This is a genomic window from Pseudoalteromonas shioyasakiensis, assembly GCF_001550135.1.
Classification (GTDB): Bacteria; Pseudomonadota; Gammaproteobacteria; order Enterobacterales; family Alteromonadaceae; genus Pseudoalteromonas; species Pseudoalteromonas shioyasakiensis.
Map to the genome: position 1 here is coordinate 16,028 of NZ_LRUE01000019.1, position 14,701 is coordinate 30,728.

14 protein-coding genes are annotated in these 14,701 nt (G+C 41.5%); 9 read left to right on the forward strand and 5 right to left on the reverse strand.

What is annotated here, in order from left to right:
- Positions 1-6: 6 nt before the first annotated feature.
- Positions 7-1,092 (forward strand): 23S rRNA (cytidine(2498)-2'-O)-methyltransferase RlmM, encoded by a 1,086-nt coding sequence (rlmM, locus tag PASHI_RS15115; RefSeq protein ID WP_062566206.1) that lies wholly within the window; start codon positions 7-9, stop codon positions 1,090-1,092.
- Positions 1,093-1,165: 73 nt separating this feature from the next.
- Here the strand turns inward: rlmM and cysZ are convergent, their stop codons facing one another.
- The gene (cysZ, locus tag PASHI_RS15120; RefSeq protein ID WP_425272500.1) at positions 1,166-1,873 is read right to left on the reverse strand and encodes a sulfate transporter CysZ; all 708 of its coding nucleotides are present in this window, start codon (positions 1,871-1,873) and stop codon (positions 1,166-1,168) included.
- Between the two features lie 269 nt (positions 1,874-2,142).
- On the opposite strand from cysZ, the gene PASHI_RS15125 reads away from it, so the two are divergent.
- The 5 genes from PASHI_RS15125 to speB all read left to right on the forward strand — a co-directional run bounded on the left by PASHI_RS15125 (position 2,143) and on the right by speB (position 7,616).
- On the forward strand, positions 2,143-3,120 hold the full coding sequence (locus PASHI_RS15125) for a transposase (RefSeq protein ID WP_062566208.1): 978 nt from the start codon (positions 2,143-2,145) through the stop codon (positions 3,118-3,120).
- 433 nt (positions 3,121-3,553) lie between these two features.
- A complete protein-coding gene (locus PASHI_RS15130) occupies positions 3,554-4,015 on the forward strand; it encodes a GNAT family N-acetyltransferase (RefSeq protein ID WP_054561803.1) in 462 nt (153 codons plus the stop codon).
- Between the two features lie 72 nt (positions 4,016-4,087).
- A complete protein-coding gene (locus tag PASHI_RS15135) occupies positions 4,088-4,522 on the forward strand; it encodes a hypothetical protein (protein WP_130167054.1) in 435 nt (144 codons plus the stop codon).
- 253 nt (positions 4,523-4,775) lie between these two features.
- Positions 4,776-6,689, forward strand: coding sequence for a biosynthetic arginine decarboxylase (gene speA / locus PASHI_RS15140; protein WP_062566210.1), 1,914 nt, complete (start codon positions 4,776-4,778; stop codon positions 6,687-6,689).
- Positions 6,690-6,692: 3 nt separating this feature from the next.
- Positions 6,693-7,616 carry an agmatinase gene (speB, locus tag PASHI_RS15145; protein WP_062566211.1) on the forward strand — a complete coding sequence of 308 codons (924 nt, stop codon included), beginning with the start codon at positions 6,693-6,695 and terminating at the stop codon, positions 7,614-7,616.
- Positions 7,617-7,672: 56 nt separating this feature from the next.
- Here the strand turns inward: speB and PASHI_RS15150 are convergent, their stop codons facing one another.
- Positions 7,673-9,259, reverse strand: a complete 1,587-nt coding sequence (locus PASHI_RS15150; RefSeq protein ID WP_062566212.1) for a LysM peptidoglycan-binding domain-containing protein — start codon at positions 9,257-9,259, stop codon at positions 7,673-7,675.
- 147 nt (positions 9,260-9,406) lie between these two features.
- Entirely contained in the window at positions 9,407-10,180 is a 774-nt protein-coding gene (gloB, locus tag PASHI_RS15155) for a hydroxyacylglutathione hydrolase (protein ID WP_062566213.1), read from the reverse strand.
- A 53-nt stretch (positions 10,181-10,233) separates the two neighbouring features.
- Here gloB and PASHI_RS15160 point away from each other — a divergent pair, with 53 nt between their 5' ends.
- Positions 10,234-10,992 carry a class I SAM-dependent methyltransferase gene (locus PASHI_RS15160; RefSeq protein ID WP_054551627.1) on the forward strand — a complete coding sequence of 253 codons (759 nt, stop codon included), beginning with the start codon at positions 10,234-10,236 and terminating at the stop codon, positions 10,990-10,992.
- Here PASHI_RS15160 and PASHI_RS15165 read toward each other — a convergent pair.
- Together PASHI_RS15165 and rnhA are read right to left on the reverse strand one after the other, a co-directional pair.
- Positions 10,963-11,826, reverse strand: a complete 864-nt coding sequence (locus PASHI_RS15165) for an MBL fold metallo-hydrolase (protein ID WP_062566214.1) — start codon at positions 11,824-11,826, stop codon at positions 10,963-10,965. The two genes, PASHI_RS15160 and PASHI_RS15165, sit on opposite strands and share 30 nt — an antisense overlap.
- 90 nt (positions 11,827-11,916) lie before the next feature.
- Complete coding sequence (rnhA, locus tag PASHI_RS15170) at positions 11,917-12,384, reverse strand: ribonuclease HI (protein WP_054561796.1); 468 nt, start codon at positions 12,382-12,384, stop codon at positions 11,917-11,919.
- A 68-nt stretch (positions 12,385-12,452) separates the two neighbouring features.
- On the opposite strand from rnhA, the gene dnaQ reads away from it, so the two are divergent.
- Together dnaQ and PASHI_RS15180 are read left to right on the forward strand one after the other, a co-directional pair.
- On the forward strand, positions 12,453-13,163 hold the full coding sequence (gene dnaQ / locus PASHI_RS15175; protein ID WP_054561795.1) for a DNA polymerase III subunit epsilon: 711 nt from the start codon (positions 12,453-12,455) through the stop codon (positions 13,161-13,163).
- 9 nt (positions 13,164-13,172) lie between these two features.
- Positions 13,173-14,546 carry a TIGR03503 family protein gene (locus PASHI_RS15180; RefSeq protein WP_062566215.1) on the forward strand — a complete coding sequence of 458 codons (1,374 nt, stop codon included), beginning with the start codon at positions 13,173-13,175 and terminating at the stop codon, positions 14,544-14,546.
- Positions 14,547-14,701 lie beyond the last annotated feature (155 nt).

Sequence of the window (14,701 nt, forward strand, 5' to 3'; positions counted from 1 at the left end):
TTATCTATGTCGAGTGTAGTTATTTATTGTCGCAGTGGTTTTGAAAATGATGCCGCTGCTGAAATTACTTTTCAAGCTGCTGAACAAGGCTTTGCAGGTTACGTAAAAACAAAACCAAATACAGGTATTGTTGTTTACGAATGTTTTGATGCAAGCCACGGTGAAGAAATCATCAAAAAAGTAGATTTCAAGAATATGGTATTTGCTCGCCAATGGTTTACTGGCACTTTAGTCGATAACATGCCACTTGACGACCGCGTTAGTGCTATTGTTGATGCTGCCGCTGAGTTTCCTGAATGTGGTGACCTACGCGTAGAAACGCCAGATACCAACGAAGGTAAAGAGCTGAGTAAGTTCTGCAAGAAGATTTCGACGCCACTGAAAAAGTCGCTTGAAAAGCGCTCGAAGGTAACACGCGAAATTGCTGAGAAAAAACCAATTATGCATGTGTTATTTTTAGCAAACGACAGTGCTTATGTTGGCTACTCATATACATTTAATAATTCTCCTTTCTTTATGGGCATTCCGCGTTTACGTATGCCTAATGATGCGCCGAGCCGCTCAACATTGAAACTTGATGAAGCTTTTAACGTATTTATTCCACCTCATGAAGCTGAAGAGCGTATGCAACCTGGCATGCGAGGGGTTGATTTAGGCGCTTGCCCAGGTGGTTGGACTTATCAGCTAGTGCGACGTGGTATGTTTGTAAGCGCAATCGATAACGGTCCTATGAATGATGACTTGATGGAAACTGGTCAGGTAAAGCACTTTAGAGTTGATGGTTTTAAATACCGCCCTGAAAAGCGCAATATTCAATGGTTAGTGTGTGACATGGTAGAAAAGCCGGCTAAAGTGACCAATCTAATGATAGATTGGGCGGTGAATGCGTACGCAAAAGAGCTTATTTTTAATCTTAAACTACCGATGAAAAAACGTTTTGATAGTGTTTACGAGTGTTTAAAAATGATTAAAGAAGAGCTTGAAAAGTATGGCGTAAGTTACGAATTACAAGCCAAACATTTATATCATGACCGTGAAGAAGTCACCGTACATTTGAATGTAACTAAGGTGCCCCAAAGCCTCTATAGTTAACCTTAATTTGAAATTAAAAAGGCCAATAGCTCACACTATTGGCCTTTTTAGTAGGTATCTGAAAACCTAAATTTTAACGGTATTTACTACGGTAATTATCGACCCATAATCGTGTGCCACCGCAAACAGCAACGGGCATAACAATTAGGTTTACGAATGGGATAGCTGTTAAAATCATGACAGCTAAACCAAAACCATAAGAAAGTGTTTGCTTTTGCTTTAAGTCGTCTTTCATTTCATTAAAGCTAATTTTATGGTTATCGAACGCGTAGTCTTCGTATTGCACCGCATACATCCAACAGGTGAATAGCACCCATAAAACTTGCCCGATCACAGGTAAAATCCATAATAAAATAAAAAAGCCTATGGCGCGCGGTAGGTAATAGCACAGTTTTGTCCATTCTCGGCCGAGCATACGTGGCACATCTTTCATTGTATCGAAAAGGCTGTCGTCATTAATTTTTTGCCCAGTTAAGTAAAGCTCGACTTTTTCACTGAGTAGGCCGTTGAATGGGGCTGCTATAAAATTAGTGATAACCGTGAAGAGCATGCTGTAACTAAATAAAATCACCAGTACGGCAATCGGCCACATTAGCCATTCGAGCCAGCTAAGCCATTCGGGTAACAACGAGTTTATGTAAGCGAAGCCATCGGTAAGCCAGCCATATAAAAAGAACAGCGAACTACCAAAAAGCAGGATATTGATTAATAAAGGAATAAGTACAAAACGTTTCAACCCCTTTTGGCTAATTAACTTAAAGCCAGAAAAGAAGTATTCCATACCTTGAGTGAACTGCACGAGAAAACCTCATCTTTTTTCTTGTTGTTTGCAGTATATGGATTTAACGATATTTGAACAGCTTTTTTCCGTAACAAAGTGTTTAACTCTTTACGTGGACAGTCACTTTAAGCCTAGGCCTTAGCTGTATTCAAAAGGAATAAATTTAAATGGACAGTCACTAAATTTAAGTGCTCTTGCAGTACAAAAGTTTTTGTCTACACTTTAGTTACAGCTAATGCATTTCAAATTATCAGTTCAAGGAGTGGACGATAGCTTTAGCAAGGAAGCGGCAAATCTGTTTGTCGAACACCAAATTTTATCATTGTGTATCTCGTTGCGTCAGACGCGCATACCTTTGTGGAGAAGACGTACTCACTGGTAAATCATATGAACACCGCAGAGGATGGGTTGAAGAGCGCCTACTTTTTCTTGCGAAGGTATTTTGTATTGATGTATGTGCTTATGCGGTGATGAGCAATCATACGCATCTTGTTCTTTATGTTGATGATAAAAAAGCAAATAGGTTATCGGATAAAGCCATTCTTTTACGCTGGTTTAAGCTCAGTAAAATGACCCCTTTAGGCCAAAAGTTTCTCTATGGTGAGCCGCTAAGTGATGGTCAGAAAGTATTCTTAAATAAAGAAGTTGCAGAATATAGGACGCGCCTTTCGAGCATTAGTTGGTTTATGCGAATGCTTAATGAATATATAGCCAGGCGTGCGAATAAAGAAGACGAGTGTACAGGTCACTTTTGGGAAGGGCGATTTAAGAGCCAAGCATTACTTGATGAGTCGGCGCTTTTAGCATGTATGGCCTATGTTGACTTAAACCCTGTTCGTGCTAAAGCTGCGAGCACGCCGGAGCAATCGGACTATACCAGTTTTAAAAAGCGATGCCAGAGCACGAAGGAGTCAAAGCAACCTAAGGTACTAGCTCGTTTTATTGGTGGTATGAGTAAGTATAAATCAAAGGGAATACCTTTTGAGTTAAAGTCATACCTGCTACTGGTAGAGCAAACTGGGCGTTGTATTTGTACTAATAAGCCCGGATTTATAGAACATCATTTACCTCCTATTCTTGAAAGGCTGAATTTCGAACCGGAAAAATGGTTAACACTAACAACCCACTTTGAAAACTTATTTCATGGAGCTGTAGGTCGAGTAGGTGCAATTGAAAATTATTGTAGTAAAACTGCTCGCAGGCGACGAAGTAACTGTACTAATAGTCGATTATTGTTTGCTAGCTAATTTCTATGTGATTTTTGTAAGGAGGATTTAAGTTCACCGCTTTAGTATGTCTAGAGGTTCTCATACATATTGAAATAGGTCCCAAAATTTAAGAATAAATCAGTACTTTCTAAATAAGTGGTTCTGCGAAGTCATTTTCAACTGAAACTAAGATGAATTTCATTTCAACTCTAAGGCTTTTATTTTTAAGTGACTGTCTTGTTAAAATTTGTCAGCAGAAAGCATTAATCCTAAATAGGGTGGTGTAGGTTGGACTTTAATTTTTATCAACTGGGCGTTTTTTCAGTTACATACCGTTGAACTAAGCGATAGTATGGCGGTCTGAACAGTACCTATAAAAATGAATATTGAAAACAAGAGTAGAGGATCAGACTAATATCCGATATTATTGTTAACATCATTAACAAAACCGACATATAAAAATGGGAGTTTTATGCAGTTAGTCGATTTAAATCCACATGATCCTGAAGTAGTTAACGTGTTTTCTGATATAGACCGACTCATAAACTCATTATACCCTGTTGCTACCGCCCAATCTCTAAGTCTTGAAGAGTTAGCTGAGCCTAATGTTTATGCTATAGGCTTAAAAAATGAAGATGGTATCGTTGCATGTGGCGCAATCGTGATGCAAGAAGGTAACCCTCCATATGGTGAAATCCGCCGGTTATATGTAAAACCAAGTTACCGTGGTAAAGGTTTATCACGTCGAATTATGCAAATATTATTGCATCACGCTGGTGAGCAGCAAATTCCACTAATTCGATTAGAAACAGGTCCTAAGCAAACAGAATCTATTAGCCTATACGAAAACTTAGGTTTCAATCGTTGTGGTCCGTTTGGTAACTACAGTGAAAATCCACAAAGTTTATTTATGGAGTTAGGGCTAAACCAGTAATTTAAGTGTTAGCCATGTTTTAGTGAGGTCACCTTAATTTATAAATACTCCTTAAAAATCATGTGCTTTACTATGGTTTCACTGGTGGCTGCTTGCGGTGAGAAACCGAAGCTATATAATTTTACTCAAAATAAGCTACCAGACCTTACTATTGGTGCCCACAGGTTCTACTTAAACTCATGTCATTCCCTCACAGGTGTCTTCAATCATGATGGCACCATAAAAACAAAAGTAATTCTCATATTTCCCACTCGTCCTCTAAGTGTTTGCACTGATAAACAATCACAATTGAATTTTGATGGTACTTATCTGACTGTAAAAATTTGCCGCACTGCTTTTGGCGCTGGTGGCTGTGGGGTTGAAAAGTATCGCACCAAAGACTTCGAGAATTGGCAAGAGTACATAGGTATTACGTGGCATGAAAATGAGCAATATGAAGCGTGGAGGCAACTAGGGTCAAACTCTTCAAAAGCTGATGGCATCACAAAAGTAGTGCCTGTCCTCTGAAATGCATTTACAGTGACTGTCCTTTATAATTGCTCATTTGCCATATTGAGTGCCTGTCCATCTAAAGGAATTTTAAAATCTAACAACCAAATTAAACCCTAATAATATTGGGAGTTTATCGATTAGTTTTTCACATCAAAAATCACTCGTTACGAGTAAAAATTCTTGTTGGACTTGAATCACTATTTTTCTTTTAATGCGCGGCAACAACCCTTGCCGAATTCGGCACTACTAAAATAAAAGAGAAAGATAGATGAAAGAGACAACATCACTAGAACAAGCTCGCACGAGTTACAATGTTCGTCATTGGAGCCAAGGTTTCTTTGGTATTAATGATCAAGGTGATGTGTATGTTGCGCCAAAGGCCCATGCCCCAGAGCAAACCATTGCACTAATCGATATCGCACAGCAGTTACAAGATAAAGGCTTAAGCTTGCCTGCGTTGGTTCGTTTTCCACAAATTTTACATCATCGTGTACATAGCTTATGTCAGGCATTTAACACGGCGATTGAAAATTATGGTTACCCGAAAGACTATTTGCTTGTTTACCCAATTAAAGTAAACCAACAGCGTGAAGTTGTTGAAGAAATTGTTGCAAGCCAAGCTGATATTGAAAAGAAACAATTGGGCTTAGAAGCGGGCAGTAAACCTGAGCTATTAACTGTATTAGCGATGGCCGAAAAAACCAGTGCTGTCATTGTGTGTAATGGCTACAAAGACCAAGAGTACATTCGTTTAGCACTGATTGGTGAAAAGCTAGGTCACAAGGTTTACATTGTTCTTGAAAAACTGTCTGAGCTAGACATGGTGCTTAGCCAAGCTAAAGAGTTAAACGTAAAGCCGCGTATTGGTATTCGCGTGCGTTTAGCGTCGCAAGGTAAGGGCAAGTGGCAAGCAAGTGGTGGCGAAAAATCAAAATTTGGTTTGTCGGCATCGCAAGTACTCAGTGTGGTTAATCGCTTAAAAGCGTCTGATCAACTCGATCTGATCCAACTTGTACACTTTCACCTTGGCTCGCAAATGGCAAACATCCGCGATGTTCGCTTAGGTGTGAGTGAAGCTGCGCGTTTTTACTGTGAGTTACGCAAGTTAGGTGCACAAATTGATTGCTTAGATGTGGGTGGCGGTTTAGCGGTAGATTATGACGGTACTCGTAGCCAGTCACATAACTCAATGAACTACAGCCTAAGTGAATACGCTAATAACATCGTATACACCATTGGTGATACCTGTAAGTTATATGAGCAGCCAATGCCGCGCATTATTTCTGAGTCAGGTCGTGCGTTAACAGCGCACCATGCTGTATTGATCTCGAATGTTATCGGCACCGAAAGCTATGTACCAGAAGACATTCAAGCGCCAGCCGCTGATGCACCACTTTTATTAAAAAACATGTGGACATCATGGCAACAGTTAAGTGATGACAATGACGACCGTGCATTAATCGAAATTTATCATGATAGCCAAGGCGATTTAGCCGAAGCACATAATCAATTTGCACTTGGTTTGTTAGATTTAACAGAGCGAGCATGGGCGGAGCAAGTTAACTTACGTGTATGTTATGAACTTAACAAACATATGGATAACAAAAACCGTTTTCATCGCCCGATTATTGATGAATTAAATGCGCGTTTAGCAGATAAGTTTTTTGTGAACTTTTCATTGTTCCAGTCATTACCGGATGCGTGGGGTATTGACCAAGTGTTTCCGGTTTTACCATTAAGTGGTTTAACAGAAGCACCACAAAAACGCGCTGTGTTACTTGATATTACCTGCGACTCAGATGGTGCTATGGAGCATTATGTAGACGGTCAAGGTATTGAAAGTACATTGCCTGTGCCAGCATTTAGCGAAGAAAAACCTTACTTAATGGGCTTTTTCTTAGTGGGTGCTTATCAGGAGATTTTAGGTGATATGCACAACTTATTTGGCGACACACACAGTGCAATTATAAAAATGGATGAGCGAGGTCAGGCGCAAATCACTGAAGTTAACGAAGGTGATACCGTTGCAGACATGATGCGTTACGTACATTTAGATGTAGAAAGCTTCCAGCAATCTTACGCCCAGCTGGTGGCAGCTAAATTGCCAGAAACTGAGCAGCAAAGCGTTTTAGATGAGCTGCAAACTGGCTTAAATGGTTACACTTATTTAGAAGAGTTATAAGCAATGTCGACATTGTTTGACCACACAGATCATTCATTGTACTCAAACGGCATGACGTTTTTACGTCAGCCGATGGTGCAAAACATCACTGCAATCGATGCCGATGTAGTGGTGTTAGGTCTACCATTTGATTTGGCGACCTCAGGTCGCCCAGGTGCACGTTTAGGCCCTGACGCAATTCGTCGTGCCTCAGTGCACCTGGCATGGGAAGAAACCAAGTACCCGTGGACGTTTCCGTTGTTTGAGCGTTTAAAATTAGCTGATGCGGGTGATTTTACTTACCCAGTAGGCGACCCAGAATATTTTACCGCGCAGTTAGAGTTAGCGGCTGAGCAAATTCTTCGCCAAGGTAAAACATTATTAGGTTTAGGTGGCGACCACTTTGTGACTTTGCCGCTACTGCGTGCCCATGCTAAGCAACACGGTAAAATGGCATTAGTGCATTTTGATGCCCACACAGATACTTACAGCAATGGTTCGCGTTATGATCACGGCACCATGTTTTATCATGCGCCGATGGAAGGGCTTATTGATGTTGATCACAGTATTCAAATTGGTATTCGTACTGATTTTGATCAGAATAAGCATGAGTTTGCGGTGATTGATGCAATGGCAGCCAATGATTTGCCAGCGCAAGATATCGCAGAGCAAATCAAAGCACGTGTGGGTGACTTACCAGTGTATCTAACCTTTGATATTGACTGCCTTGATCCAGCATTCGCTCCAGGGACAGGCACCCCAGTATGTGGTGGCTTAACCAGCGATAAAGTACTCAAAGTACTTCGTGCATTGAAAGGCATTAATATGGTCGGTATGGATGTGGTTGAAGTGTCGCCATCCTATGACCAAAGTGAATTAACGGCGATTGCCGCAGCGACCATTGCCAATGAATTATTACACTTATGGGCTTTGAAGCATAAATACTAAATGAGAGAGACAAAGAGCGCCATTAGGCGCTCTTTTTTTGATATTAGATGAAGCAATTAAGCGCTTCGAACATCAACCTTTAATTTAAGCTTTTGCCCAGGTTGAATGTATTTTTGCCCAGCTAATGAGTTCCATTTAATAATATCTTCTACAGACACATTAAACTTAGCAGCAATGCGCGCTAACGAGTCACCACGACGAACTTTATAGGTAATGGTACGCTCTTTGATTTGTGTAGCAGCAAGTTGTGATTTTTCTTGCTTATAGACAGTTAGCTTTTGACCAACACGCAGTACAGCGTCTTTTTTCAGCTTATTCCATGTTGCAAGTTCAGCTATGGTCACATCGTACTCACGGCTGATATCCCACAGTGTATCGCCACTGGCCACTTTATGGCTTAGCTTTTTACGTGTTGCTTTATTAGCCGCCATACGCACTGACTTTGGTAAATGCTGGCTATTAATCTCACCATCGCTTAGTGGCACAAGTAATTGCTGACCAACACGAATAGTATTCGATGAAAGCTTATTCAGGGTTTTAATCGCGTTTGTGCTTGTTGAAAACTTCTTCGCAATCACAGATAAACTGTCACCGCGTGCAACAACATATTGCTGCCAGCGAAGGCGGTCTTTTTGCTCTGTTTTAGCTAGCTTGTCAGTAAACGCTTCAACTTTATCAGATGGTAATAATAAAAAGTGTGGGCCGTTTGGATCTGTCGCCCAGCGATTGAAGCCAGGGTTCAAACGATACAGCTCTGTTAAGCTAATACCTGCCATGTCAGCGGCAAGTGCTAAGTCAATTTGGCTCCCTACATTAACTGCTTCAACGACTTGAGCATTAATAATTGGCTGCCACTTAACACCAAATTCGTCACTGCGTTTTACCAGATCAGACAGCGCTAACAGCTTAGGTACGTAGGCTGTGGTCTCTCTTGGTAAATCAAGTGACCAAAAATCCGTTGGTAAATGTTTTTTACGGTTCTTTTTAATGGCACGCAGTAAACGACCTTCACCTGAGTTATAGGCTGCAATGGCATTTAGCCAATCGCCTTCTAAGGTTTTATGTAGATATGATAAGTAATCTAGCGCTGCACGGGTCGATTGTACAATGTCACGGCGACCGTCATACCACCAGTTTTGTTTTAAATCGAAACGCTCACCGGTTTGTGGCATAAATTGCCAGATGCCAGAAGCACTGCGATGTGAATAACCAAATGGGTCAAACGCACTTTCTACAATAGGTAAAAGCGCAATTTCGATTGGCATTTGACGCTTTTCGACTTCTTCTACAATAAAGTATAGGTAAGGCTCAGCGCGTTTAGAGATACGATCTAAATAGGCCTGATGACGTGCATAATAGTTACGCTCAGCAACAACTGGGCGGTTTTGTGGCACATCAATCGAAAGCTGATAACGAATACGCTCCCATACATCATCAAATACAGGAGGCGGCTCATCAATATCGGTTAATTGTTGATATTGAGCGTTAATCATCAATGCATCATTGATATCGCTCGGACTTGCGCCGTCTAATTGTTGCTCAACATTATTGTTCGCAACATCTGTACTTGCTGAATCAGAAGCTGTTAATTGACAGCCACTTAAAATCAGCGCAAGTGATAAAACTAAAGGAGACTTATACATATATACCCATACATCAGGTAAAAAAACTCGGCGAATATTACCTGCTCTGAGAACATATTGCCACTTTATGACCAGTTTATGTCAGCTTATTATTGCAAGATGCTGATCTAAATATACAAAATTGTAACTACCGGTGTTTACGTTTTTTTAAAAGTTATCTTTCCAGGCTCTGAGACCTGCAAAGCGTTGCCAAGGTTCATTCAGATCCAAATTAATTTTTAGCTCATCAGGAAGCTCATCAGTGATTGTTGCTATATCGCTACGTAAAAATGGATTTATTTGTTTTTCCACGCCTAACTGGGTTGGCAAGCTTATTTCGTCTTTGGCGCGCAGAGTATCAACTTCATCACTGTAGCTGAGTAAGTACTCATTGTTTGGTTCAACGGCTTTTGCGAAGGCTAAGTTGGCTTGCGTGTATTCATGGGTGCAGTAGATTTTACACTTATCTGGCAGGGCTCTTAGCTTACATAACGAGTGCCACATTTGTTCTGCGCTGCCTTCAAATAATCGTCCGCAGCCAGCACTAAATAAGGTGTCGCCAGTAAAACTTAATTCGTCATTAATGTAACAAACATGGTCTAGGGTATGACCAGGTGTCGCAAGCACGGTAAAGGTGTAATCATAAACAGTGACTTTATCCGCTTCTGATACGCCATGAGTAATACCTTTAAAAGGGCTATGTCTTGGCCCATAAACCGGAATATCACGAAATTCCTTAACCAGTGCAGCCACGCCATCGGTATGGTCATAATGGTGGTGAGTAATCAAAATACCGCTAAGTGTTAAGTTATGCTCGCTTAGATAGTGTAAAACAGGCTCTGCTTGACCGGGGTCGACGACCCAGGCTGTTTGCTCAGCTTCATTGCTGATGCACCAGATGTAATTATCAGAAAAGGCTTTAATTGCTTTAACTTGCACCATGTTTAATTGCTCTATAAAGTGACAGTTAACACACAGTATAACGAGCTCAGAAAATGAAACCAGCCCTTAGTTTTCAAGAAGGTCCTAAGCCATACACTTGGCAGCAGTTCCCTCATGGTGACTATTTACGTGCTGAAATTGAACGTAAGCTAACACCATGGCTGCCACGCATGTTTGGTTATCACATGCTAAAACTTGGTAATTTAAGTGGCGAGCTGGCAACCAGTGAAAGTCCTATTAAGCACCAAGTTTGTGTCGCAGAGCAGGGGCTATTTACTGGTGTTATTGCTGATGTAGACGAGTTACCTTTTTATGAGCACAGTGTTGATGCTTGCATATTGTCGCATTGCTTAGAATATCATTCTGATCCACACCACATCTTACGCGAAGCACATCGTACTTTAATTCCTGGTGGCTATCTGGTGATCACGGGCTTTAACCCGTTTAGCTTGTGTGGCTTGGCGCAGCTTTTACCTTTTAGTCGCCAAAAGTTACCGTGGACAGGGCGCTTTTTTACGCCATCACGAGTAAAAGACTGGTTGAATCTATTAGGCTTTGAGATTATTTCGGACGAGCGATTTATTCATTCATCGCTTGCAAGAGGCAACCGTTTGTCGCGTTTTGCTGCGTGGCGCAGTTTTGGTCAACAATATTTAAAGCCAATGGGTAGTGTGTATATGCTGGTGGCTCGAAAACGTGTGGCCCCGCTTACACCAATTAAACCTAAATGGCATGCAAGGCCGCAATTTTCGCCGGTAAAAGGAGCAGGGCTCAGGCAAACATCAAAGCAGCACTGTGAGCGGGATAGCTAAATAGTGTTGTTGAGTGTCTGTTTTGCTTGGGTACTGGCCTGCACGAATATTTAATTGAATAGAAGGGTGCAACAGCTTTGGTACAGCCAAGGTTGCATCACGGCCTCCCCGAGTCGCAATAAAGCTTTGTTTATCCCCTTTTAAATGAATGTTTTGCTCACGCTGCTCTTTCACTGTGGTTTTGTTCGCAAGAGGGCGGCCATCTGGTTGATAGTCATGACACATCCAAAGTACGGTATCGTCAGGAAACGCTAAAATTCGCTGTAGTGAGTCATATAACTCACCGGCACTGCCTCCTGGGAAATCACAGCGGGCTGTGCCACTGTCTGGCATAAAGAAGGTGTCACCAACAAATACATTGCCATCAATGTGAAAACACACGCTGTCAGGGGTATGGCCCGGTGTGGCAATCACATCTACAGTGTAATCACCTAACTGAAATTGTGCTTTATCAGCAAATAAAGCATCAAAAGGCTCGCCATTACATGGCATATCAAGATTATAAAGTTGGCTAAAGTGTTTTTGCACTTGTGTGATCCCTTCACCCGTGCCGAGTTTACAAGGGTGTGTGTCTTGTAATTGCTGCTTTATGTAACTTGCTGCGGTGATATGGTCAGCATGGGCATGAGTTTCAAGGAGCCATTGTAGTGTCAGCTGCTCAGTCTTTATATAGTTAATGATCTCATTGGCGGTGGTAAAACTTAATTCGCCACTTGGCATATCAAAATCAGCTGGCGCATCAATTAGCAAGCACTGTTTAGTGCTTTCGCAACTGACTAAGTAACAGAGAGTGGCGCTTTGTTGATGAAAAAAAGAGTGAATGCGCAGAGCCATAATGAATCCTTTATATTTCGTTATAGCCAAATCTTATAACATATAACAAAAATATAAAACGACCTGCGCCAAGTTTATTTCAAGGTACTTTTAATTACCGTCGTAACCTGTGTCTTCAAGTAATTGATCGCTGCCAGCTGCTTCGCGGGCTAGATCGTCAACAATCTCATTGTATTTATTGCCGCTATGGCCTTTTACCCAACGCCATTCTACCTCGTGTTGTTGGCAGGCAGCATCGAGTCGTTTCCATAAATCGACATTCTTAACTGGTTTTTTAGCAGCGGTTTTCCAGCCGCGCTTTTTCCAATTTTCAACCCAGGACTCAATGCCTTGTTTCACATATTGGCTATCGGTCGTCAGAATGACGTGACAAGAGCGGGTGAGGGTTTCTAGTGCAACGATAGCTGCGAGCATTTCCATCCGATTATTTGTTGTTAGGGTGTAGCCTTGACTTAACTGCTTTTCGTGGCCGTTGTATCGCATCACGATGCCATACCCTCCAGGCCCTGGATTTCCTAAACATGATCCATCGGTGTAAATCTCTACGGTTTTCTGCACTGTTTTACCTTGATATTGTGTACAATAAAGTGAATATAGAAAGATACCAGAGTCAGGCTTAAGACGATATGGCACATAGACAAATAGTTTTAGATACAGAAACCACGGGTATTGACCCAAAGCAAGGCCACCGCATTATTGAAATCGGTTGTGTTGAACTTGTAAATCGCCGTCTTACTGGCAACAACTTTCATGTGTATATCAATCCACAACGTGAAATAGAAGAAGAAGCAATAGACGTTCACGGTATCACCAATGAATTTTTGCGTGATAAACCCCTGTACCACCAAATTGCCCATGAGTTTTTAGAGTATATTCGTGGCGCTGAGCTTGTTATTCATAACGCAGCGTTCGATATCGGCCACATGGATAATGAGTTTGCATTGTTAAATCAAGGTTTTCCGAATACTGCCGATGTATGTACTGTACTTGATACTTTAAAAATGGCGCGTGACTTGCATCCAGGTCAAAAGAATAACCTTGATGCACTTTGCCGTCGTTACGATATTGATAACTCAAAGCGTACGTTACACGGCGCTTTACTGGATTCTGAGATCTTAGCCGATGTTTACCTGTCGATGACGGGTGGGCAAGTAAAGCTGAATCTTAATCAAAATAAAGATGAAGGCTCAACTCAACAAGCTGGTGGTATTCGCCGACTAAGTGCTGATAGAGCACCGCTTGTGGTATTAAGAGCAACAGAACAAGAGCACGCCGCTCACGAAGAGCGTTTAGACTTGGTTGCAAAGGGTGGCCAATGCCTATGGCGCGCAGAATAAGGTAATAAAATGAGAAAACAACTACTAGCAGGATTAGTGTGTTTAATTCCCTTAGCGGGATTTGCCAACGAGCAAGATAAAATAACCCCATTAGAACGTGATGGGGTGCAAAATGAAATTCCCCTGCTAGAGAACCGTTTTCGTATTGACCATAAAGTCGATAAAGTAACCTTACTCTTCTTTCGTAAACGCGGTGCTCCTGCCGTTGTTTTAGTACGCCCTGACGGCACTAAGTATTACGCTACTGACTCAGTAAACAATGATGACCTCGACTGGCATGATGAACTGAGCTATGACCTGATCACCATTAGCAACCCTATGCCTGGCCCATGGCAAGTGGTCGGCAGTATCTTGCCAGATAGCCGTATTATGGTGCTGGGTGAAATAGAGCTTAATGTTGATCCACTTCCGCCTATGCTGTTTCGTGGCGAAACAGTAAAACTGACTGGCCGCGTATTAAATGATGGTGAACCAATAGAAGTTGGCCAGTTTCGAGATGTGATAAGTTTGCACGTTGATTTTGTCAGTACTAATAATAGTGATTACGCAAACTTTGGTGCGGGCACGCAAAGTGTTACTGACTTTAGAGATGATGGCCGCGGCTTTGATGAGCGTCCGCTTGATGGTGTGTTTACCGGTGAGTTTAAACTGGTCTTTCCGGCAGGAGAGTGGCAACCAGAGCTATATATAGAAACGCCTATACTAAAGCGTACCGTGGTGCAAAAGCCAATTGTGGTGCATGAGCCGCCTTTTGATTATGAAGTAGCACTTGCTGAGCAAGATGAAGATGACCACATTTTAACGATCTCGCTAAATCCTGAAATCGTCAAACCAGAAACTGTACTAATTCAGGGGAAAATTTATTACCCTAATAATGAAGAGCAAATGTTCTCTTTAGATACTGATAAATCACAAACACGAGAGCTTGCAATTAAAAATTATGATTGGGGACGATACAGTATTGAGCTCTCTGTATTTGGTAGCAACATAAATGACCGTGAATTTATGGCGACGTTACCGACTTATAAATTTGAAATTGAGCGACCAATTGAAGCTGTACCAGAAATTGTTCGCCCAGAAATTGATTTAGAAGCGCAAGCAGAGCAACAACGAATTCTTGAAGAAGAACAAAAAGCGTCCACCATGCTCATGGTGACCTTAATTGTTGTTGGAAATTTAACCGTCCTTTTATTAGGTTGGCTGGCAATTAGAATTTTTGTTCAGAAGAAACCGCTGAAATTTAAAATTTCTTTACCGTTTTTAAAGAAAAAAAATCAAACCGAAAATGATGAGCAAGCAACGAATGAAAATGAAGTTGGCAAAAATGGCTCAAAAAATGACAAATCAGGTGAAATTTTAAACCTTTCGATGTCAGATGACTAAAAAACCTGTAAAAATACAAAAAACCCCTTGACGAACCAGAGGGTGATTCGTATTATTCACGCCGCTGTCAGGGGAGACTCAGTCAGCAACGAAAATGTGGAGTGGTAGTTCAGTTGGTTAGAATACCGGCCTGTCACGCCGGGGGTCGCGGGTTC